Source organism: Accumulibacter sp. (assembly GCF_036625195.1).
Lineage (GTDB): Bacteria > Pseudomonadota > Gammaproteobacteria > Burkholderiales > Rhodocyclaceae > Accumulibacter.
On the sequence record NZ_JAZKUG010000001.1, the window covers coordinates 4,031,229 to 4,051,909 of the forward strand.

The following is a 20,681-nucleotide window of genomic DNA, read 5'->3' on the forward strand; positions in this document are numbered from 1 at the left end:
GGAGCATTTTTCGTGCCGCCCTTGAATAGCCAGCCCTTTCTGGTTGCATTCGTGGCGATTTGTCGGCTTTGCGACAACGCTGGCGGCTGCCGCGCACCGCTCGCCGGGTCGCGCTGGAGAGAGAAAAAACGCCATGCCGGTGCGCACTTGGCAACGCCGGCACGGCTTTGGTGTGGCGTGCCGCAAGCCGTGGCACGGTTCGTGCGTGACCCGTCTCAAGGAGATTGCCGACAATGACCACCCATTTCCTGCTGCTGCTGGCCACCGCCCTGGTCAACAACGTCGTGCTGGTGAAGTTTCTCGGACTGTGCCCCTTCATGGGGGTCTCGCGAAGCATCGACAGCGCGCTGGGGATGGGGCTCGCCACGACCTTCGTCATCACCCTGGCCTGCGCCGCCACCTGGATGCTGGAGCACTGGTTGCTGCTGCCCTTTGACCTCGGTTACCTGCGCATTCTGAGCTTCATCCTGGTCATCGCGGCGACGGTGCAGTTCGTCGAGATGGTCGTCAGGAGATCGGCGCCGGCGCTGTATCAGGCACTGGGCATCTATCTGCCGCTGATCACCACCAACTGCGCGGTGCTCGGCGTGGCGCTGCTCACCGCGCAGGAGAAGATGGGTTTCCTCCAGAACGTGGTCTACGGATTCGGATCTGCCCTCGGCTTCACCCTGGTGCTGCTGGTGTTTGCCGGCCTGCGCGAGCGCCTGGCGCTGGCGCGCGTGCCGGCCCCCTTTGCTGGTGCGCCGGTGAGTTTCATCCTCGCCAGCCTGCTGTCTCTGGCGTTCATGGGTTTTGCCGGCCTCAGTTTTTCACAGGAGTCCTCGCCATGTGGTTCGCCATTCTGTCCCTGACCGTTCTCGGCACCCTGCTGGGCCTCGCCCTCGGCGTGGCGGCGAAGTACTTTCACGTCGAAGGCAGCCCGCTCGCTGCCGAGATCGAAGCGTTGATGCCCGGCTCAAACTGTGGTCAGTGCGGCTTTGCCGGTTGCCCGCGCGCGGCGGCGGCCATCGCCGAGGGAAGCGCCCCGGTCACACTTTGCCCACCGGGTGGCAAGGCGCTGGCGAAGGCGCTTGCGGCCAAGCTGGGAATCAGCATCGACCTCGATGCCGTCGTCGACCGCGGGCCGCAGGTCGCCCGCGTCGCCGAAGAGATCTGCATCGGCTGTTGCCGCTGCAGCAAGGTCTGTCCGACGGATGCCATCGTCGGCGCGGCGAAGCAGATTCACAACGTGATTCGCGAAGCGTGCACCGGCTGCGGCAGCTGCATCGACCGCTGTCCGACCGAGGCGCTGCTGTTGCAGACAATGCCGGTCACCGTGCAGCACTGGGTCTGGCCAAGGCCGGCTGCGACGCCAGCTGCGCTCGCCGCCTAGCCGGCGAGCGGATCGACTGTCATCGACCGAAGACGAGGCACGACGTGCGCATCCTGGAAAAGATTCTCGGCCGCCGCCCGCATTGGGGTGTCCATCCGGACGATCACAAGCGGCCTGCGGCAGACGCGCCGCTGCGTTCGCTGCCCTTGCCGGAAGTACTCCACGTGCCGTTGCAGCAGCACGTCGGAAATCCGGCACGGCCGGTGGTACTGGTCGGCGAACGTGTCCTGAAGGGCGATCTGATTGCCGAACCGAACGGCAACATCTCGGCGCCCGTGCATGCGCCCACCTCGGGCTGGATCAGCGCGATCGGCGAGATCACCGCAGCACATCCCTCCGGCCTCTCGCAACTGGCGATCACGATCACCGCCGACGGCGCCGACGCCTGGTGCGAACGCGTGCCGGTGGCCGATCCGTTCGCACTGGCTCCCGAGGAGATTTCCCGGCGAACGGCGGCGGCTGGTGTCGTCGGGCTCGGTGGTGCCACCTTCCCGGCGGCAGTCAAGTTCAATCTGGGTCGCCGCCTGCAGGTCGGCACGCTGATCGTGAACGGCGGCGAATGCGAACCGTACCTGTCATCGGACGATCGGATGATGCGCGACCGTGCCGCCGAAGTGGTCGACGGCCTGCGCATCGTGATGCACGCCATCGGCGCCCGCGAGGCCCTGATTGGCATCGAGGACAACAAGCCGCAGGCGATCGCCGCGATGCGGGTGGCCGCCGCGGCTTTCGGCAATGTGCAACTGCGGGTGGTGCCGGCGCGCTATCCGATGGGATCGGACAAGCAACTGATCCAGACCCTCACCGGCAAGGAGGTCCCGGCCGATGCGCGTGCCGCCGAGGTTGGCGTGCTGGTGCACAACGTGTCGACCTGTGCCGCCGTGCACCGCGCCGTTCGCCGCGGCGAGCCGCTGGTCGAACGGATCGTCACGCTGAACGGCGGCGCCCTGACGCGGCCCGGCAACGTGCTGGCACCGATCGGCACCCCGGTGGTCGATCTGCTGCGCTTTGCCGGCGTCAGCGAGCGGCCGGCGCGGCTGGTGCTCGGCGGACCGATGATGGGCATCGTCCTGCCGCACGCCCGCGTACCCATCGTCAAGGGGGCGTCGGGCATCCTCGCCTTCGACGCCGCCGAAGCGCGGACGCCGCCAGCCGGCCCCTGCATCCGCTGCGGCAGTTGCACGCGGGCTTGCCCCATGGGTCTGCTGCCACTGGAGATGGCCAGCCGCATTGGCGTCGGCGATCTCGACAGCGCTGCCGGACTCGGACTGTCGGACTGCATCGGTTGTGGCTGCTGCGCCTATGTCTGCCCCGCACATATCCCGCTGGTGCAGTTCTTCAGTCACGCCAAGGGCGAACTGTCGGCGCGCGAGCGCAGCCGGCTGCGCAACGACGCGACCCGACGCCTGGCCGAAGACCGCGCCGCGCGCCTGGCCCGCGAGGCGCAGGAGAAGGCCGCCGCGAACGCCAGGCGAAAGGCAGAGCGCGATGCCGCCAAGGCTGCCGTCGGAGGCGGCAGCCGCCTGCTGTCGACGCGCATCGCCGATACCACCAGCGAAGCGGCGACATGATCCCGCCGCGCCCGGCTGGCCCCGTCGCGGCGCCGCACGCGACTGCCGGCACCAACGTCACCCGCGTCATGCTCTGGGTTTGCGCCGCGCTCCTGCCGGCAACGCTGTTCGGCTTCTGGCTGTACGGCTGGCCAGCGATTCATCTGTGGTGGCTCACGACCGCTTCGGCGATCGCCGGCGAAGCGCTCTGCCTGCGCCTGCGGCGGCAAGCGGTCCTGCCGTCGCTGTGCGATGCTTCGGCCCTGCTCACCGGCTGGCTGCTGGCGCTCTCGCTGCCGCCCTGGGCGCCGTGGTGGGTGGGCGTCGTCGGTGGGCTGTTCGCCACCGTCATCGGCAAGCAGGTCTTTGGCGGCCTCGGGCAGAATCTCTTCAATCCGGCGATGGTGGCGCGGGTGATGCTGCTGATCTCCTTCCCGGTGCCGATGACGGCGTGGACGGCGCCCCTGCCGCTGCGCTCGGCGAACGCACCGGGATTCGTCGATGGTCTGTGGATCACCTTCGGTGCCCGGCCGGAAGCGCTCGACGCGATGAGCAGCGCGACCCTTTTCGGTTACGCCCGCAGCGAACTGTCGCGCGGCGTCGATCTGTTGCAGTCGCTGGCCGCGACGCAGGCGCCAACGATCAATCTGCTGGGCGAACGCGCCGGCAGCCTCGGCGAGACCGCGTCGCTGCTGATTGCTGCTGGCGGCCTGCTGTTGCTCGGCTTGCGCCTCATCACCTGGCACATTCCCTTCGCCATGCTGGCGACGCTTGCCCTGTTCGCATCGTTCATGCACAGCCTGGATCCGGCTCGCTACCTGTCGGTCAGCACCCACCTGCTGTCCGGTGCCGCCATGCTGGGAGCCTTCTTCATCGCCACCGACTACGTCACCTCGCCCAACACTGCCGCCGGCCAGCTCGTCTTCGGCGCCGGCGTCGGCTTCCTGAGCTACGTCATCCGTACCTGGGGCGGCTACCCGGAAGGCGTCGCCTTCGCGGTGCTGCTGATGAACGCGCTGACGCCGGTGATCGACCGCTACGTCAAGCCGCGCATCTATGGTCGTGACCGGCGCGGCATGCCACTGGAGATCGAGTCGTGAAGCGCGCCATCGCGGCGCTGCGCGACCACCTGGCCTATCAGGGGGTCTCCCTCGGCGTGATCGCGCTGCTCGCCAGCGCTGCCCTGGCCTTTGCCGTCAGCGCCACGCGTGAGCGGATCGTCGCCGCCGAAGCGCGCGATCTACAGGCCTCGCTGGCACAGGTTCTGCCGGAGCGATTCGCCGACAACGACCTGCTGGCCGACACGCTGGAGATCGGCAACGGCGACGGGAGCAGCAAGCGGGTCTACCTCGCCCGCCGCCAGGGCGAGGTCGCCGCGGCCATTTTCCAGAGCTCGGCGCGCGGCTACGCCGGCGATGTGCTCGTGCTGGTCGGCATCGACCGCGCCGGCGTGCTGCTCGGCGCACGTGTCCTCAAGCACAACGAAACCCCGGGTCTCGGCGACAAGATCGATCTCGCGAAGTCGCCGTGGATCCTGTCGTTCAACGGCCTGTCGCTGGCCACATTGCCAGCAGGGAAGTGGGCGGTGAAGAAGGATGGCGGCGTCTTCGATCAGATGGCCGGCGCCACCATCACGCCGCGCGCCGTCGTCAAGGCGGTCAAGGAGGGACTCGACTTCTTCGCCGCGCACCGCGCGGAAATCCTGCAGGGAGGCAAGAGCCCGTGAAAAGACTCGTGCAGACGCTGAAGGACGGTCTCTGGCTGCAGAACGTCGTCTTCGCCCAGATGCTCGCCCTCTGTCCGGCGATGGCCGTCACCACCAGCGGCACCAATGGCCTCGGCATGGGCCTGGCGACGACGGCGGTCCTGATCACGTCGAATGTTCTGGTGGCGTCGATCCGCTCGCTGGTGAGTCCGCAGGTGCGCATCCCGATCTTCGTCGTCCTGATCGCAACGCTGGTGACGCTCGTCGATCTCGCGCTCAATGCCTGGTTGCACGACCTGTACAAGGTTCTCGGGCTGTTCATCGCCCTGATCGTGGTGAACTGCGCCATCCTGGGTCGCGCCGAAGCCTTTGCCTCAAGGAACGGCGTCACCGCGTCGGCCGCCGACGGCCTGGCCATGGGCCTGGGCTTTACCGGCGCCCTGACGCTGATCGGCCTGATCCGCGAGCTGCTCGGCAGCGGCACCCTGTTCGCGCAGGCGAGCCTGCTGTTGGGGCCGGCGTTCCGTGCCATCGAGCTGACGGTGATCCCCGGCTACGGCGGCTTCCTGCTGATGATTCTGCCGCCGGGCGGCTTTCTCGTCCTCGGCCTGTTGCTGGCCGGCAAGCGGGCGCTCGAGTTGCGCGCGCGCAGCGAAAGGAACGGCAGCGTCACGCCGGCTCCGCTCTCGCCCGATCCGGTTGTCTGACGCGAGAGGGATTTTGCCATGCAGGTGGGTGTCGCCTACTCCGAAGCCGGGCAGCAGATCTGGCTGACCATCGAGGTGCCTGACGAGTCGACCGTGCGCCAGGTGATCGACCGTTCCGGCGTCCTCCGATCGTTTCCCTCCATCGACCTGCAAACGCAGAAGGTGGGCGTCTTCGGCCGCCTGGTGAAACTCGACACGCCCCTCCGGCCGGGCGACCGGGTCGAGATCTACCGTCCGATCACCTGCGACCCGCAAACCGTCCCGCGCCGCGATGGCGCGGGCGATGATGAGGAATAGGCTGGCGTTCGCCGGGCCTTCTGGTCGCTCTCAGTGCCCTCTGGCCGAGTGCCTTCCCGCCTGCGCCGACGCGCGGTCGCGCAAGGCGACCAGTTCATGGCGACGCTGCTCGGCGGCATTCATCAGCTCCTGCGCAAGCTGCCTGATCGCATTGATGCCGCTTTTCCCAATGCAGGCTGAACAGACAACACCGGAATGCAGGACGACCAGCAGCCATGCCCGACGGGCCGGGAATCAGCGACCCGCACCCTGGGTCGCATGCAACCGCGCGCGAATCGCGCTGCAAAAGGCGAGCAGGTCGCCGAGACGATTGCGCACGACGTCGACCAAGATCGCCTGGTCCAGATGCTGATAGCCGTGCACCACGACATTGCGGAAGCCAATCATCCTCTGGATGACCACCGACAGTTCAGCTTCGATCCAGCCGTCCGCACACAGCAGCGCGAACAGGTCGCGGTTGCTCTCCGGCTCTCCCAGGCGGCCTTCGGAAACGATGTGCGAAGCGACGTCCTGGGCGGCTTGAATCGCGATCTGCAGCGTGTGGGCGGCAAATCGTTCCTCGCGAATGTCGACCGGAATGCGCTCCGGCTCGCACAGATCGCGCAACTCGCGCACACAGGTCTCGATGAAAGCGAGTTTTTTCTCGACGAGGTCGATGTCGGTCATCGCAGAGGCTGTCGCGCGGCTTGCCGGTACTCGCGCAAATACGGCAGCAGATCGAAGTACGCATTGCGTGCCTGAACCTCGAAACGGATTCGCGCCGAGCGGTCGCGTTCGCAAACCAGGACGCCATGGCGCAACACACGGTGGATCAGGTCTGCCGGTGCGCGGTTGAGCACGACGAGATCGACGTGGCGACCGATTGCTGCTTCCAGATCGGCGGCGAGGTCGATACCCAGCCCCTCGAGGGTTCTCGGCGGATCGCCGACGAGCAACACGCCAAGGTCAACGTCGCTGGCCGGACCGGCGGTACCACGCGCCTGGCTGCCGAAGAGATACACGCACGCCAGATCCTCACCCCGGCTGGCGAAAAACTGGCGCAGCGACTCGATCAATGCGGCTGACTGCATGGCGTCACGATCAAGGGAACGGGCGGGAATTCACTCGCGAACAGTATAGGTGGCCGCAGCAATCACGGTCAAGCGTCTGGTCAGGTGCGCAGATGGATTGGCTCCATCGCCTCTCACACGACATCCACGCACTGACCCTCGGTCGCGCCCAGACCGCCATCGCTGCTTTCTGATGGGGTTCGTCGGCCAACCGAACCAGCTCTTTACCAGGAGACCGCTTGCCGGCAGCCTACGGCAGGCAGTAACGGTAACGCCTTCGTGAAACGCGACCCTGCCGATGAATGACTGCCGAGGAGAACGGACTTGTCGATCGTTCGCGCCCTCCTCTGTCCGCGCCATCGAGTAGCGCGCTTACCCCAGCGGTCGAGCCATGACCCCACCACGCGGCGGTGACGCTCAGCCACTCATGCGCTGCGCCTCATTCTCACGGCATGAATATTCGCCCGCGCAAGTCCGTGCCGTTGGATACAGAGTGTTCCACCGAACTGCCGGCGTCGCCTCGATCGATGTGGTCGTTCCTGGTTACTGAGCATTCCGGATCACCTTCGGGCAGGGCGCGAATCTCGATGACAGCGGGACGGACTCCGTTCAGTGCTGCGACAGCAGCAAGAAGCGCCTGAGTGGTCCCAGGCCCGCAGTTGCCGAGACGCACCACACGGTCGTTGGTCGGCCCCAATACGGCCTCCAATGCGACCACGTCGCCGAGCCGCTGCTTGTTCAGCGAATAGTAGTCGGGAAGAACCATCACTTGAACCACCGTTCCCGGCACGGTGTCCACCGAATTTGCCGACAGCGGGAAAACAAGGGCGAGCCCGGCGGCGATCGAGCCCATCTCAAGACGCAATCGGATCAGGGGTGCGTTCATGTCACTCTCCTCCAGTTCCACGGCGGGTCGTTCACCTTGAACGCCGCTCGGGTCTCGTGATCTGATGAGGAATTTTCAGCCCATGTACCTGCACACCGCAAACGACCTTTTGTCATAGCTCGCGTGAGTTTTCGGAATGAACACGACGCCCCGAGTCTCCCTGCACTTGCTTCGTGGCTTCTGGGTGGCGGCTCGCCAGCTGAGTTTTGCCAAGGCAGCGGCGGAGTTGTTCGTGACGCAGTCGGCGGTCAGTCGCGAGATCAAGAAACTCGAAGAGCAACTCGGTCAACCGCTGTTCCGTCGCGTGAACCGTACGTTGCAGCTGACCCAGGCTGGTGAAGAATTCTACCGGGCGGTGAGCGAGGCGCTGGTGCTGATTGATGCAGCAACGGACCGCCTCGCCGGCGTCGAGCGATCATTGACTGTGACGACAACCATCCCACTGGCGTCGCTGTGGCTCGTACCACGGTTACCGCGATTCACGCAACAGCATCCCGAAATTGACATTCGGATTGCAGCCAGCAACGACGTGCTTGATCTCGTGCAGGCGCAGGTGGACATCGCCATCCGCTACGCAAGTCTCGGCGGAGCCAGTCCCCTTGGCAAGCCGCTGGTCGACTACAGCACCTTTCCAGTCTGCACACCGGCGCTGATGCGCGACCCTGCTCGCCCGCTGCGAACCTTTGCCGATCTCGCGCAGCATGTACTGCTCGAATTTGAGACCACTGTGCATGGACGTCCATGGTACGACTGGGAGCAGTGGTTCAGCGCGGTGAAGACTGCCAAATTCAAGCCTGCCGGGAGGCAACGGTTTTCTCACTACGACCAAGTCGTCGAGGCGGCGCTGGCCGGTAGCGGTGTCGCCATCGGGAAGCGACCACATCTGAATGGCAAGCTGCAGGCCGGCACTCTTTGCGCGCCCTTCGGGACGGACGGCGTGGCAACACTTGGCAGCTTCCACGTTGTTGTGGCGCCTTCTGCGACCGGCCGCGGCGCCGTGGGTGAAGCATTCGTGGCTTGGCTGCGAAGTGAAGTGCGCCGTGATGAGCGGGCCCTGGCCAAGAAACGGGACTGAACGTCCCAGGACTACACGAACCGCAACCTATCACTCATCCACGCAGTCCGATTGCATGGTCAGGGAAGGAGACGAGATGAACGATAGCCCCCCCCAAACTCCTCGTCTGGGTGGCTGCCAATGCGGAGCGATTCGCTATGAGTTGTCAGGCGACCCGCTCAAGGTGGTCATCTGCCACTGCCGAGAATGCCGAAAGCAGTCAGCCTCGGCATTTGGCATCTCGGTGTTCGTACCGCGCGAGCGGTTGCGGCTGACGCGCGGCTCACCAAAGCTCTGGATTCGCCCAACCGACAGCGGGCACGAGCTGGAATGCGCCTTCTGTCCAAACTGTGGATCACGCTTGTGGCATCAGCGCGTTGGTTCGGCTGAAACCATCAGCGTCAAGGGCGGATCATTGGATGACGCGATCGATCTGAGGTCCGCCCTTCACATTTGGACTTCGCGCATGCTGCCTGGAATCATTCTGCCGATTGACGCCACACGGTTCTCCGGCCAACCCTGACCGCCCCAGGGCTTGCCACTCTCTGTCGTCGCCAAAACGGCAATACGTACCTGGGATAATTGCGGCCCATTCAGCAGGCGGTGAGCCATAAGCCGACCGGCTGCTGGTGTTCAGGCCTTGATCTTGAACCCGTCGGCGTACTTGGCCGGGTCCTTGCCGTCCCAGACGATGCCGTCAATCAGCTTGCCGCTGCGCATGTCGCTCTTGGGGAGCGTGACTCCAGCGGCAGCGGCACCCTGCTTGTAGACGTCGATGCGATTGACCTGCCTCGCGACCGCCAGATAATCCGGATGGCTCTTGAGCAGCCCCCAGCGCTTGTGTTGGGTCATGAACCACATGCCGTCACTGAGGTAGGGGAAATTCACCAGACCGTCGTTGAAGAACTTCATGTGGTTCCTGTCGTCCCAGCTCTTGCCGAGGCCGTTCTGGTAACGGCCGAGCATGCGGGCGACGATGACTTCGGTGTCGGTATTGACGAAGGCCTTTTGGGCGATGGTTTCGGCCGTCTTCTGCTTGTTCGCGATCGATGCGTCGATCCATTTGCTGGCATCGAGAATCGCAGCGACCATGGCGCGTGCCGTGTTTGGGTTGTTTTTCACCCAGTCGGCAGTGGTGCCGAGAATCTTTTCCGGATGATCGACCCAAATGTCCTGCGAGGTCACGGCGGTAAAGCCGATGCTGTCAATGATCGCGCGGTTGTTCCAAGGCTCGCCGACACAGAAACCGTCCATGTTGCCGACGCGCATGTTGGCGACCATTTGTGGAGGTGGCACGGTAATCGTCTTGACGTCCCGCATCGGGTTGATGCCGTTGGCGGCCATCCAGTAGTACAGCCACATGGCGTGCGTGCCAGTCGGGAAGGTCTGGGCGAAGGTGTATTCCTTTTCCTTCTTGGCGATCAGTTTCGCCAGGCTCGCGCCGTCGGTCGCGCCCCTGTCGCGCATCTGGTTGGAAAGCGTGATCGCCTGGCCATTGTTGTTCAAGGTCATCAAGTTGGCCATGTCCTTCTTCGGCCCGCCGACGCCCATCTGGACACCATAGACGAGGCCGTACAGCACATGGGCGGCGTCGAGCTCGCCATTGACCAGCTTGTCGCGCACCGAAGCCCACGAGGCTTCCTTGGTCGGGATGATCTTGATGCCATACTTCTCGTCGAACTTCATGACCGAAGCCATGACTACCGAGGCGCAGTCGGTCAGCGGAATGAAACCGATCTTGACTTCCTTCTTTTCCGGTGCGTCCGATCCGGCGGCCCAGGCACCGCTGCGCAGGCCGGGGCTGACAATGGACATGAGCGACGCACCGAGTGCGGCTGAAACAAACTCACGACGCGAGAAAGACGGCTTGGATTCTGGTTTCAGGTTGTGGTCTTCCATTTCTTGCTCCGCAATCGATCGAATCGATAGAACTTTTGCACGGTCACCATTGACCGTGCTTCTCAAGAAGGCTCAAGCAATCCTCGTGCCAGTTCCATGTTCGAGATCGGTTCTCTTCAACCATCCGATATGCGGAACCTGTTTTGCATCTCAGAGGCAATGGGTGTGTCTCCGGGATTCCCTGCTTTGGTGCAGCAGCGCAACCTGCCTGCACAGCAAAGGGGAAAGAACCGCGAAGCGCAGGAGGAAACCATCCAAACGACCGAAACATGCCGAGATCCGGCGGCCTTGGGCGCCCTGCGCCCGGCCGGACTGCAGGCGGTTCGCCGCCCGCCTGTGGAAGGGTCCTTGGACCATCTGGTCGTCGACGCCCATGACCCCAACCCGCTGCGGGGCGTCGCGGACAGTTCACGTACCTGGCCCGCAGCGCCGGGCGATCGCTCGCCTGCCCGAACCGGCTCCGAGGGTGGTCACGGGGCGACGCGCGTTGGCTGAGCTTGTCGCGGGGGCTTCCTTCAGGAGGCCGGCACCGGCCGCCGCGCGTGTCGCACAAGCGCCTTCACAGCGGGCAGGCACCAGCCGCACTCGCTGCCGCAGCGCAGCCGTGCCTGCAGGGCCACCAGTCGCTCGCTATCCTCACCCGGCATGGTGGTGGCCAAGGCGTGGGTGATGCGGTCTTCGCTGACGTCGTCGCAGGCGCAGAGCTGCGCACTGCCCGGCCAACTGCGCGGCGCACTGGCCACCGGCGGCGCGGCTCGCGCGGCCGACAGTGCACGGCCCGGTTCGGCGGCCGGCGACGCTGCGGCAGCCAGTCGAGCAGCCACGACGAGCGGGGCTGGCCGAGAAGTCGGCCGAGGGCTGGCGGGGCTGCTCAAGGACGGTCTTTGTGTCCATCGTCGAAGCCCTCTCGCAGGGTTGGGAATGGCCAGGGGGTCAGAAGTACCAGGCGACGACGGCGCGCAGCCGGCCTTCGTGCAGCACCGGCACCGCGACCACGGCGTCAAGCCTGGCAGCAGTGGCCGCGCCGCCGACCAGTCCGGGTTCGCTGGCGGCACTCTCGCCGATCATCGGCACGCCGGTGAAGGCAGCTCGGCCCAGCGTGCCCTGGCCACGTTCGATGCAGTCACGGCTGTCGCCGGCCGGCACCGTGCCGGTTGCCTCGCAGAAGCCTCCGGCACGGCTCAGGCGCTCGCCATCGGCGTCGGGCAGCCAGGTTTCGAAACGCCGTACGATCGGCGTGGCCATCGCCGACAGGAAGGCCATCACGTAGGTCGAGGCGCCGCGCGTCGCGCATGGCAGGACAAAACCGCGGTTGATGCCGACCTTGATCGCACTGTCGGCGCGCAGGAAGCGTTCGCCCTTGCCGAGGTCTTCCTGGAACACCGGCAGCCGCGATTCCCAGGCCAGGCCCGGCAAGCCGTGACCCTGACGGAACGCGGTGCGCCGCGAGATGAACTCGAAAGCGTCGGCGGTACTGCCATAGTAGCCATCGGCGAGCGTCATGTCCTTCGATGCTGCCGGGTCGTTGCACCACAGCTCGATGGCACCCGCATGCGCTTCGTCGTCACCGCAGAAGATGACCAGCACCGCGGTGAGAAAGTCGCCGGCAAACACGGGCAGCGCGATGCCGCAGGTCAGGCCTTCGGCGTGCGCCGCCTGGGTGCGGCGGAAGTTCGCACCTGCGAACTGTTTCAACACGATCGGCCGGCCCTCCAGCCAAGCCTGGCCCGGCAGGCCTTCGCCGAGGCCGAAGCACATCTGCCGGCTGGTGGCGCCGAAGCGCTCTGCGCTGCCGTACAGGCCGGCGCTGAACTCGAGCGTGCTGCGGTCGTTGCCGGGTACCCAGATTTCGACGACGCGGATGAAGGTCCTCTTGCTGGTCACGACGGCGACGTCCATCTCATGCAACCCGTTCCACATGGCTGTGCCGCGTATAGAGGAAGTCGATGACCTCCTTGCGGTACTGGACGTAGTCGCGGTTCTCCGCCAGCACCACGCGGGCGCGCGGGCGCGGCAGGTCCACGCGCAGCACCTCGCCGATGGTGGCGGCCGGACCGTTGGTCATCATCACGATGCGGTCGCTGAGCAGCACCGCCTCGTCGACGTCGTGCGTCACCATCATGACCGTCGCCCCGGTGGTGGCGACGATCTTCATCAGTTCGTCCTGGAGCCGCGCGCGCGTGAGCGCATCGAGCGCGCCGAAGGGTTCGTCCATCAACAGCATTTTCGGCTCCATGGCGAGAGCGCGCGCGATGCCCACGCGCTGCTTCATGCCGCCGGAGATCTCCTGCGGGCGCTTGGCCACCGCGTGGCTCATGCCGACCAGGTCCAGCGCCGCCAGCGCGCGTTCGCGCAGCTGCGCCTTGCCTTCCTTTTCGCCGAACACCCGCTCGACGGCCAGCAGCACGTTGTCCAGGCAGCTCAGCCACGGCAACAGCGAGTGATTCTGGAAAACGACGCCACGATCTGGCCCGGGCCCCGTCAGCTCGCGTTCCTGGAGCAGCAGGATGCCGCTGGAAGGTGTGGTCAGGCCGGCCACCAGGTTCAACAGCGTGCTCTTGCCGCAGCCCGAGTGGCCAATGAGGGTGACGAACTCGCCGCGCTGCACTTCGAGGTTGATGTCACGCAATGCGACGAAGGGGCCACGCTTGGTGGGGAAAACCATGCCGACGTCCTGGATCTGCAGCGTCCGCCGGGTGTTGATGCAAGGAGTGGCATTGACAAGCATGGCGGACCTCAGCTGTAGTCGAAGCGGCGTGCCACTGCCAGCAGCGACCATTCGAGCAGCAGCCCGACCGCGCCGATGACGAAGATGGCGATGATGATGTGGGCGACGTTGAGGTTGTTCCACTCGTCCCAGACCCAGAAGCCGATGCCCACGCCGCCGGTCAGCATCTCGGCCGCGACGATCACCAACCAGGCGGTGCCCACGCTCAAGCGCACGCCGGTGAGCATGTACGGCATCACCGACGGCAGCAGGATGCGGGTGGCGATCTTCCACTCGCTGAGCTTCAGCACGCGAGCGACGTTGAGGTAGTCCTCAGGCACCTTCTGTACACCGACCGCGGTGTTGATCACCATCGGCCAGATCGAGCAGATGAAGATGGTCCAGATCGCCGCCGGGTTGGCGCTCTTGAAGACCAGCAGGCCAATCGGCAGCCATGCCAGCGGCGACACCGGTTTGAGCACGCTGATCAGCGGCGAGAGCATGCGGTTGAACAGCGTGAAGCGGCCGATGATGAAGCCCAGCGGTATGCCGACCAGCGCTGCCAGGCCGAAGCCCAGGCCCACGCGCTGCAGCGAGAACAGGATGTTCCAGCCGATGCCCTGGTCGTTGGGGCCGTTGCTGTAGAACGGGTCGGAAAAGAGCTTGACCGCCGCGTCGAAGGTGGCCAGTGGCGTCGGGAAGCTGGCGCTCTTCTGCGTCGCCAGCGCCCAGACGGCGATCAACAGGGCCACGCCGCCCAGAGGCGGCAAGACCCGCGCGCCGAGGCCGCGCCAGTCGAAGGGCTCGCGCGGCGCAGGGGCCGCTTTCGTCGCGGTGCCCACGGCAACGACAGTGGCTCGGCGCACCGGTGGCGTGTCGGCGGGCGGGGCCACGTCGCGCGGGGTGTCCAAGAGGGCTCTGCCCATGGCGGTGTCCTGAAAAGTGAAAACGATCAATTGGCTTGTGCTGAGTCAAAAGCAAACTTCGTACCATACAATCCACGCCATTGAATTCAATGCATTGCCGATCACCCCGAGCATCATGGCAAGTTCCAGGGCGCCAGACTGGTGCAGCAGGCGCCTCCCTGTGCACCAGCTCGGAGTCGCTGAACGGCCAATGCAGCACTTGCCACGGCGCAAGGAGATGGTGGAATCGCTCTGCTGACGTGACAGGTGGCAGCAGTCGAGCTCAAACTGATCGCCATGGTGGCTTGGGCGGCCTCTCTGTCGGCGGCGTCGGTGCTGACCTGCGCTTCGCCTCGGATGACCGTTCGGCCCCCTGCCGGCGCAGCGCCCTGATCCAGGCGTTCCGGCAGAGGGCCTGCTGTTGCCCTGCGAGATGTTCGCGGATCGTCTGGCGGGCTTCCACGAAGCTCAGCAGCCGTTCGCGCTGGATGGCTTCGCAGCGCACCAGGTGGTAGCCGAGTTCGCTCTCGATCACGCCAGAGAGCATCCCCTCGGCGAGCGAAAAAGCGACCGCCTCGAGTTGCGGATAAAGGCGGCCACGCGGCACGCGGCCGAGCAGGCCACCATGGAACGCCGTCGGGCATTCGGAATGCTTGAGGGCCTGCTCCGCAAAGCGCTGCGGCTCCCTGAGCAAGCGGGCGTGGATGGCGTCGATGCGGGCGCGTGCGGCCGCTCGCTCGTTGCCCGCCAGACCGTCGTTGATGGTCACCAGCAGGTGTCGCAGCACGCGCGTTTCGCCAAGGCGAAAGCGTTGCCGGTTCATGTACCAGAAGATCTCGACATCGGTATCGCTGACCGCCGCCGAAGCTGCCGCGACCGTTTCCAGAACTGCCTCGACCAACAGGTCGCGCGCCACCGCCTGGCGCAACGAGGACGCGTCCAGGCCGACGCGCTGAAGCTCCGTGTGATACTCCTCATCGTCGCCGTAGCGACCGCGTATTTCCATCAGGCTGGCGTCGATCGCGGCCACCGGGAGCTGCACGCGGGCCGCTTCGGGTGTCTCCAGGATCAGCGTCTCGATCTCCTGCTGCCGGTCGGCGACCCGGCTCAGCCGCTGCAGCTCTGCCGGTGCGAGAGACTCCAGGGGCTTGCCGAACAATTGCGCGGCGAGCTTGATCGAGCGGTAGATGCCGCCCGCTTCAGGCATCGCCGGACCGCGGCCATTCACCCAGAGCGGCCTCGGGTACCCACACGGGGATGCCCGCGAGACAGTCGAAGTGCGTCCGATAGACGACGCCCCCGGTCTCCGATCTTTCGAGATTCAGGATTTCCCCACGACTGCCGGGAGGCACCCGGATTTCCCCACACACGGCCAGCGGGCGCAGCGCGCGCACCCTCTCGCGCACCTCGAAGCGGCTTTCGATCCACGGCTGGTCGACGCCGAGCAGTTCCTCTTCACGACAGCCGACCACGCGCCCCTCGTCGAGGAAGTGGACAGAGTAGATGATCTGGTCCTGGAGGAAGGTGCCGACATCACGCACATGCCCGATGCGCCCGCGTCGCACCAGCAGGTCGCCGGTCGGGACGCCCGGGAAGGTGCCGTCGTTGCGCACGTTGCGCGTCACCCGTACCGCGTCGCCGTAGTCCCAGCGCGGCAACACGGGTTCAGTCCGTCAGCGAGGAAAGTGGGACGAAGGACGAGCCCTCGGCCTTCTGGAAGACGGCAAAGACCTTTTCGGCCTGCGCGCTGGAGCCGACGAAGTCGCCGTACGCGCGTGCCAACCAGTGACGATAGGCGAGGTAGTCGGGCGCCTTGCCGGCTTCCTGCTTGGCCAGATAATCGTGAAAGCGTTGCAGGATGTGCAGGCGATTGACCTGCACCACCGGCACGGCGAAGTCGATACCGAAGTAGTCGAGAAATTCTTCCGCCGAACTCAGCTCGGCGAGGTCGTCGGCAAAGGTGTCGTTGGCGCAAGCCATGGCTTTCTCCTCTTTCAATCCAAGGGTTCGCTGAGCGGTGCGTAGTGGCGATCGATGACTTCGAGCAGCGGCCGAGCGCCGAGGGCGTCGCGCAGGTCGACTCCGGCAATCGTCCGCAGGCGAGCGCACGCCTCGCCGACTTGCCCGAGGCGCAACAGGATCACCGCGGATCCCTTGAGCGCCAGCAGATGGAAGCGCAGCATGCCCATCGAGCGCATGGCCGCCTCGCCAAGCGTGTGTGGTCCCAGGTTGCGCCAGCCCCCGGCCAGTTGCAGGCGGCGCGCACTGACTTCCAGCGCCCGCTCGGCGACGAGCAGCGCATCGTCGAGGCGATGCTGATAGAAGTAGTAGCGGTACAGCGCGACCAGGACCGAGAGCTGCTCGGGCGCCAGAAAATAGGCAAAGAGCAGCCGTTGCTCGGCTGCCGGCTGGCCGTAGTCACGCGCCGCCGCGTCGATCTGGGCCGCGACGCGCGGCTGGCACGGCTCGTCGAAGTAGAGCACGTCGTCGCCAGGTTCCAGCAGCTCGAGTCGGTCAGCCATCGCCATCTTCCCGTTGCATCGGCTCAGGGCCGAGCAGGGCCAGCAGATCGGCCGCCGACGGCGTCTGCTTCTTCTCGACGACGAAGTTTCGCAGCCGTTGCAGGAAAGCGCGCGCAGAGGCATCCGACAGCTCATGACCGAGGCCGGCCATCACCTGTTGTACGGCGCGCGCCCCGGAATGCTTGCCGAGAACCACGCGATGGCGCCGGCCGACCAGACGCGGATCAAAGCCCTGATAGTTGGCCGGATCCTTGATCAGGCCGTCGACGTGAATCCCGGACTCGTGGGTGAAGGCACCGTCGCCGACGACGCTCTTCTGCCAGCACAGGGGGCGCCCGGAGGCGACGGCCACGCGTTGCGAGATCGCGTGCAAGCCGGCGAGATCGATCCCTGTCCGGATTCCCTGGCACAGGTGCAGACCCAGTACCACCTCTTCCAGTGGCGCGTTGCCGCAGCGTTCGCCAAGCCCGTTGACGGTCGTGTTGAGGTGCGTCGCGCCGGCGCGGGCGGCTGCCAGCGTGTTGGCCGTGGCCATCCCGAGGTCGTCGTGGGCGTGCATCTCGATTTCGAGATCGCATCGTGACCGCAGGTGGCGGATGCGTTCGAAGGTGGCGAATGGATCGAGCACGCCCAGCGTATCGGCAAAGCGGATGCGCTGCGCACCGGCGGCCTGCGCGGCCTCGGCAATCGCCGCCAGCAGGTCCGGGTCGCCACGCGAGGCGTCCTCGGCACCGATGCCGACGCCGAAACCGAAGTCACGTGCCAGTTGCACGTGCTCGCCGATCTGCGTCAGCAGCCACTTCCGATGACGTCGCAGTTTTGCCTGCAGGTGCTGATCCGAGGCGGGTACGGAGATGTCGATCATTTGCGCACCGAGCTTCGCCGCGAGCGCTATGTCGGCGCGGTTCATTCGTGTCCACACCATCAGGCGCGCCGTCAGTCGCAGCGCGGCAACCGCCCGGATGCTCTCGCGTTCGGCCTCGCCCATCGCGGGGATGCCGATTTCCAGCTCGGGAACGCCGACAGCGTCAAGGCGGCGCGCGATGTCGGTCTTTTCCTCCAGACTGAAGGCGACACCTGCCGATTGCTCGCCGTCGCGCAAGGTGGTGTCGTTGATGACGATATCGGTGGGAAGGTTGCGGTTCATGGCACTCAGCAACCTGCAATTCCAGTGCCAGCAATCAAGCCATTCCAAATCAGTGCCTTGCAGCGGCTGGCTGGAGAATTGTCGGGTTTGCGACGCGATTGTGGGCTTGCGCCGGGGAGGCACCCGTACAGGTCTTGCGTCTTCATCGCCCTGGCCGGTGTCGCGGCCTCACCAGCCCGACAGACGCGGCAATATGCAGAAACTCGAGCTGACTGTTCCTGCTGTCCACCAGGCACGCTTGGACCAGGTCCTGCGCCCACTCTGAACTCGCGGCACTCGCGTGGCGGTTGTCGCGAGTTCAGCCGACCACCGCCACCGCCTTGATCTGAGCCCATACCTGCTGGCCCGGCGCGAGTTCGAGGCGCCACGCCGAGTGCCGGGTCAGGCGTGCCAGCATGGGCGTGTTGCCGACGCGCAGCTGCACCAGCGCGAGCGCCGGGTGGTCTTCGGCAACATGACTGATCACCGTCGCGGGCAGCCGGTTCATGATGCTGCAGTCGCCATGACGGCTGCGCGCAATGCTCACATCGCGCGCCAGGATGCGCAGGCGCACGCGACGCCCGACGGCGACACCGCCGTCGCGCACCCAGACCTGGCCACCTGCGAAGACGATGCGCGAGAGATGCCATTCGCCATCCCGTTCGACCACCGTGCCGGAGAAGACGACACCGGCGTCGTCGCCCAGGCGCAGCGGCGGGTCGACGCACGCCAGGACCTCGGTCAGTGGACCCTGCGTGACGACGCGGCCCTCGTCGATGACCACGAGGTGGTCGGCGAGTCGCGCCACCTCGTCGGGAGCGTGACTGACGTAGAGGACGGGCATCTCCAGTTCGTCGCGCAACTGCTCCAGGTACGGCAGAATCTCCTGCTTGCGCGCGTGGTCGAGCGCCGCCAATGGTTCGTCCATCAGCAGCAGGCGTGGGCTGGTGGCAAGCGCACGTGCAATGGCCACGCGCTGACGCTCGCCACCCGAGAGGCGATCACACCGCCTGTCGAGCAGGTGGCCGATGCCGAGCAACTCGACGGCCCGTGCGAGCGAAACGCGCCGCTGCTGCGCGGCGATGCGGCGGCGTCCGAAATCGAGATTGGCGGCGACGTCGAGATGGGGGAATAGTCGCGCCTCCTGGAAGACATAGCCGAGCGGGCGGCGATGCACGGGCAGCCGCCGTGCGCCGTCCTGCCAGATTTCACCATTGACCGCGAGGAAGCCGGCGGCGGCTCTCTCAAGTCCGGCGATGCAGCGCAGCAGCGTCGTCTTGCCCGACCCTGAACGTCCGAACAGGGCGGTGATGCCCTGTCCCGGCAGATCGACATCGACGTCCAGCGTGAAGGCTGGGTACGGCAGGTGGAAGCGCGCCCGGACGCTCACCGGACCCGATCCGGTTTCAGCGCGTTGAGCAGCAGCAGGACGGTGAACGAGAAAGCCAGCATGCCGGCAGCGAGCCGATGTGCGGCCGCGTACTCGAGCGCTTCGACATGGTTGTAGATGGCCATCGACAGCACCTGTGTCTTGCCCGGGATGTTGCCACCGATCATCAGAACCACGCCGAACTCACCCACCGTGTGCGCGAAGCCGAGGATTCCTGCGGTCATGAACCCCGGTCGGGCAAGCGGCACCACCACCGCGAAGAAGGTATCCCAGGGATTGGCACGCAGCGTGGCTGCCGCCTCCAGGGGCTGCTCGCCGATGGCTTCGAAGGCCTGTTGCAGGGGCTGAACGACGAAAGGCAGCGAGTAGATCACCGAGGCGACGACGAGGCCAGCGAAGGTGAAGGGCAGCGGCTGCAGCCCGCCCGCCGCCAGCAAGCGGCCGAGCATTCCGTCCGGCCCCATCAGCACCAGCAAGTAGAAGCCGAGAACCGTTGGTGGCAGCACCAGCGGCAGGGTCACCAGGGCGCCGATCACTCCTTTCGCCCAGTGCCGGGTGCGCGCCAGCCACCAGGCCATCGGCGTGCCAATGAGGAGCAGCACGGCGGTCGCCGTCCCGGCCAGCTTGAGCGTGAGCCAGACTGCAGCGAGGTCGGCCGCGTTCAGCATGAGGCTCGAAACACCACAATGGCGCGCCGAGGCTGGGAAAACGCCGCGCCTGCAAGCGGGAGATGGGCTCCGGTCGCTGCATCGGCGATGCGCATCACTCGTAACCGAAGGACTTGATGATTGACCTGGCCTTGTCGCCGCGCAGGTACTTCAGCAGTGCTGCGGGACCTGAGCTGCCTTTCCCCGTGGCGAGCAGTACCGCATCCTGGCGGATCGGGTCGTGGAGCTGCTGCGGCACGATCCAGCCCGAGCCTTCGGCGATGCGACCCTCCTTGAATACCTGAGAGAGTGCGACGAAGCCGAGTTCGGCGTTGCCGGAGGCGACGAACTGGTAGGTTTGCGGAACGTTTTCGGCCATGACGAATTTCGGCCGCAGTCTGTCGAGCAGGCCAAGCGCCTGCAGCGTCTGGATGCCGGCTGCGCCGTAGGGCGCGAGCCTGGGATTGGGCAGCGCGAGGTACTGGAAGTCGTTCCTGCCCAGCACTTCACCATTGGCGTCAACGAAGCCCTCTTTCCGGCTCCAGAGGACGAGTCTGCCGATAGCGTAGGTGAAGCGGCTGCCGGCAACGCCGTCGCCTTCCTTCTCCAGACGCGCAGGCGTTTCGTCGTCAGCCGCGAGCAGCACTTCGAAGGGCGCGCCGGCCTTGATCTGGGCGTAGAACTTGCCGGTGGAACCGAACGACGCAACGACGGTGTGACCGCTGTCCTTTTTGAATTCGGTGGCGATCTTCTGCATCGGCGAGGCGAAATTTGCCGAGACGGCGACGCTGATCTCGTCCGAACGGACCGATGCCGCGCTCAACAGGACAACGGCGAGAGAAAGCTGACGGAGCATGTCAAGTCC

General features: G+C 65.7%; 25 protein-coding genes. 9 read left to right on the forward strand and 16 right to left on the reverse strand.

Annotated elements, in window-relative coordinates; translation table 11 throughout:
* Positions 1–233: 233 nt before the first annotated feature.
* Genes rsxA through V5B60_RS17700 form a run of 7 tightly spaced genes read left to right on the forward strand, consistent with a single transcriptional unit; the run spans position 234 to position 5,631 of the window.
* Positions 234–851 (forward strand): electron transport complex subunit RsxA, encoded by a 618-nt coding sequence (gene rsxA / locus V5B60_RS17670; RefSeq protein WP_332348709.1) that lies wholly within the window; start codon positions 234–236, stop codon positions 849–851.
* Positions 827–1,372, forward strand: a complete 546-nt coding sequence (locus tag V5B60_RS17675; RefSeq protein WP_332348710.1) for an RnfABCDGE type electron transport complex subunit B — start codon at positions 827–829, stop codon at positions 1,370–1,372. Before rsxA ends, V5B60_RS17675 begins: the two co-directional genes overlap by 25 nt.
* A gap of 44 nt (positions 1,373–1,416) precedes the next feature.
* Positions 1,417–2,943, forward strand: a complete 1,527-nt coding sequence (rsxC, locus tag V5B60_RS17680) for an electron transport complex subunit RsxC (protein ID WP_332348712.1) — start codon at positions 1,417–1,419, stop codon at positions 2,941–2,943.
* Positions 2,940–4,022 carry an RnfABCDGE type electron transport complex subunit D gene (locus tag V5B60_RS17685; protein ID WP_332348714.1) on the forward strand — a complete coding sequence of 361 codons (1,083 nt, stop codon included), beginning with the start codon at positions 2,940–2,942 and terminating at the stop codon, positions 4,020–4,022. The genes rsxC and V5B60_RS17685 overlap by 4 nt, the downstream gene beginning before the upstream one ends.
* On the forward strand, positions 4,019–4,648 hold the full coding sequence (gene rsxG / locus V5B60_RS17690) for an electron transport complex subunit RsxG (RefSeq protein ID WP_332348716.1): 630 nt from the start codon (positions 4,019–4,021) through the stop codon (positions 4,646–4,648). The genes V5B60_RS17685 and rsxG overlap by 4 nt, the downstream gene beginning before the upstream one ends.
* A complete protein-coding gene (locus V5B60_RS17695) occupies positions 4,645–5,334 on the forward strand; it encodes an electron transport complex subunit E (RefSeq protein ID WP_332348718.1) in 690 nt (229 codons plus the stop codon). The genes rsxG and V5B60_RS17695 overlap by 4 nt, the downstream gene beginning before the upstream one ends.
* A gap of 18 nt (positions 5,335–5,352) precedes the next feature.
* Positions 5,353–5,631, forward strand: a complete 279-nt coding sequence (locus tag V5B60_RS17700; RefSeq protein WP_332348720.1) for an RnfH family protein — start codon at positions 5,353–5,355, stop codon at positions 5,629–5,631.
* 234 nt (positions 5,632–5,865) lie between these two features.
* Here the strand turns inward: V5B60_RS17700 and hepT are convergent, their stop codons facing one another.
* The 3 genes from hepT to V5B60_RS17715 all read right to left on the reverse strand — a co-directional run bounded on the left by hepT (position 5,866) and on the right by V5B60_RS17715 (position 7,566).
* Positions 5,866–6,297 carry a type VII toxin-antitoxin system HepT family RNase toxin gene (gene hepT / locus V5B60_RS17705; RefSeq protein ID WP_332348722.1) on the reverse strand — a complete coding sequence of 144 codons (432 nt, stop codon included), beginning with the start codon at positions 6,295–6,297 and terminating at the stop codon, positions 5,866–5,868.
* Complete coding sequence (gene mntA / locus V5B60_RS17710; protein ID WP_332348724.1) at positions 6,294–6,701, reverse strand: type VII toxin-antitoxin system MntA family adenylyltransferase antitoxin; 408 nt, start codon at positions 6,699–6,701, stop codon at positions 6,294–6,296. Before mntA ends, hepT begins: the two co-directional genes overlap by 4 nt.
* Positions 6,702–7,125: 424 nt before the next feature.
* Positions 7,126–7,566, reverse strand: a complete 441-nt coding sequence (locus V5B60_RS17715; RefSeq protein WP_332348726.1) for a hypothetical protein — start codon at positions 7,564–7,566, stop codon at positions 7,126–7,128.
* Between the two features lie 136 nt (positions 7,567–7,702).
* On the opposite strand from V5B60_RS17715, the gene V5B60_RS17720 reads away from it, so the two are divergent.
* Together V5B60_RS17720 and V5B60_RS17725 are read left to right on the forward strand one after the other, a co-directional pair.
* Complete coding sequence (locus tag V5B60_RS17720; RefSeq protein ID WP_332348728.1) at positions 7,703–8,641, forward strand: LysR substrate-binding domain-containing protein; 939 nt, start codon at positions 7,703–7,705, stop codon at positions 8,639–8,641.
* Between the two features lie 76 nt (positions 8,642–8,717).
* Positions 8,718–9,143, forward strand: coding sequence for a GFA family protein (locus tag V5B60_RS17725; protein WP_332348731.1), 426 nt, complete (start codon positions 8,718–8,720; stop codon positions 9,141–9,143).
* Positions 9,144–9,253: 110 nt separating this feature from the next.
* Here V5B60_RS17725 and V5B60_RS17730 read toward each other — a convergent pair whose 3' ends face one another.
* The 13 genes from V5B60_RS17730 to modA form a co-directional block, all read right to left on the reverse strand.
* Positions 9,254–10,519, reverse strand: a complete 1,266-nt coding sequence (locus V5B60_RS17730) for a CmpA/NrtA family ABC transporter substrate-binding protein (protein WP_332348733.1) — start codon at positions 10,517–10,519, stop codon at positions 9,254–9,256.
* A gap of 515 nt (positions 10,520–11,034) precedes the next feature.
* Positions 11,035–11,343: a (2Fe-2S)-binding protein gene (locus V5B60_RS22295; protein WP_434735344.1), complete on the reverse strand. Its 309-nt coding sequence runs from the start codon at positions 11,341–11,343 to the stop codon at positions 11,035–11,037.
* Between the two features lie 109 nt (positions 11,344–11,452).
* The gene (locus tag V5B60_RS17735) at positions 11,453–12,418 is read right to left on the reverse strand and encodes a GAF domain-containing protein (protein ID WP_332348735.1); all 966 of its coding nucleotides are present in this window, start codon (positions 12,416–12,418) and stop codon (positions 11,453–11,455) included.
* A 1-nt stretch (position 12,419) separates the two neighbouring features.
* Positions 12,420–13,247 (reverse strand): ABC transporter ATP-binding protein, encoded by an 828-nt coding sequence (locus tag V5B60_RS17740; RefSeq protein WP_332348737.1) that lies wholly within the window; start codon positions 13,245–13,247, stop codon positions 12,420–12,422.
* Positions 13,248–13,255: 8 nt separating this feature from the next.
* Positions 13,256–14,152 (reverse strand): nitrate ABC transporter permease, encoded by an 897-nt coding sequence (ntrB, locus tag V5B60_RS17745; RefSeq protein ID WP_332348739.1) that lies wholly within the window; start codon positions 14,150–14,152, stop codon positions 13,256–13,258.
* Between the two features lie 262 nt (positions 14,153–14,414).
* On the reverse strand, positions 14,415–15,338 hold the full coding sequence (gene nifM, locus V5B60_RS17750; protein ID WP_332348741.1) for a nitrogen fixation protein NifM: 924 nt from the start codon (positions 15,336–15,338) through the stop codon (positions 14,415–14,417).
* On the reverse strand, positions 15,331–15,792 hold the full coding sequence (locus V5B60_RS17755; protein ID WP_332348743.1) for a nitrogen fixation protein NifZ: 462 nt from the start codon (positions 15,790–15,792) through the stop codon (positions 15,331–15,333). Before V5B60_RS17755 ends, nifM begins: the two co-directional genes overlap by 8 nt.
* A 4-nt stretch (positions 15,793–15,796) precedes the next feature.
* Entirely contained in the window at positions 15,797–16,111 is a 315-nt protein-coding gene (nifW, locus tag V5B60_RS17760) for a nitrogenase-stabilizing/protective protein NifW (RefSeq protein ID WP_034895634.1), read from the reverse strand.
* A gap of 14 nt (positions 16,112–16,125) precedes the next feature.
* Complete coding sequence (locus V5B60_RS17765) at positions 16,126–16,653, reverse strand: hypothetical protein (protein WP_332348748.1); 528 nt, start codon at positions 16,651–16,653, stop codon at positions 16,126–16,128.
* Positions 16,646–17,800: a homocitrate synthase gene (gene nifV / locus V5B60_RS17770; protein WP_332348749.1), complete on the reverse strand. Its 1,155-nt coding sequence runs from the start codon at positions 17,798–17,800 to the stop codon at positions 16,646–16,648. The genes V5B60_RS17765 and nifV overlap by 8 nt, the downstream gene beginning before the upstream one ends.
* Positions 17,801–18,098: 298 nt before the next feature.
* Positions 18,099–19,169 (reverse strand): molybdenum ABC transporter ATP-binding protein, encoded by a 1,071-nt coding sequence (gene modC, locus V5B60_RS17775; protein ID WP_332348751.1) that lies wholly within the window; start codon positions 19,167–19,169, stop codon positions 18,099–18,101.
* A complete protein-coding gene (modB, locus tag V5B60_RS17780) occupies positions 19,166–19,837 on the reverse strand; it encodes a molybdate ABC transporter permease subunit (RefSeq protein ID WP_332348753.1) in 672 nt (223 codons plus the stop codon). Before modB ends, modC begins: the two co-directional genes overlap by 4 nt.
* Positions 19,838–19,931: 94 nt before the next feature.
* Positions 19,932–20,672 carry a molybdate ABC transporter substrate-binding protein gene (modA, locus tag V5B60_RS17785; RefSeq protein ID WP_332348755.1) on the reverse strand — a complete coding sequence of 247 codons (741 nt, stop codon included), beginning with the start codon at positions 20,670–20,672 and terminating at the stop codon, positions 19,932–19,934.
* Positions 20,673–20,681: the final 9 nt, after the last annotated feature.